The 273-nt window shown below is 63.7% G+C and carries 1 protein-coding gene; it reads left to right on the top strand.

Annotated elements, in window-relative coordinates:
- On the top strand, positions 1-226 hold a 226-nt coding region (locus ABG80_RS08895), incomplete at its 5' end, for a hypothetical protein (RefSeq protein ID WP_235513796.1).
- Between the last annotated feature and the right edge of the window lie 47 nt (positions 227-273).

Here is a 273-nt window from a genome sequence, read left to right as displayed (position 1 = left end):
AGCGCGCAATGTCCTCGAAGAGGCTGCGCTGATGACCACTGAGACGGTGAGGGCCTTCTACGGGATCGTAGCTGCTGGCCCGGATGTTGACACGCCGCCCTGGCTGTTCATCCTGGCCAGACACATCGACGCCTGGAACAAGGCCTCGCAGGCCTACATGATGGCCGTGCATCAGCATGCTCGGCCTGTCCTCAATGACATGGAGCGCCTCTCCGCGTCGAAGTAAGCCGGGGGGCTGGGGGACACCCCAGTGAGCCCGAAGGGCGTTGCAGA

It is taken from the genome of Aquabacterium parvum, from assembly GCF_001447195.1.
GTDB lineage: Bacteria > Pseudomonadota > Gammaproteobacteria > Burkholderiales > Burkholderiaceae_C > Aquabacterium > Aquabacterium parvum.
The sequence above is the reverse complement of the archived record's forward strand: the minus strand, read 5'-3'. Positions and strand labels throughout refer to the sequence as shown.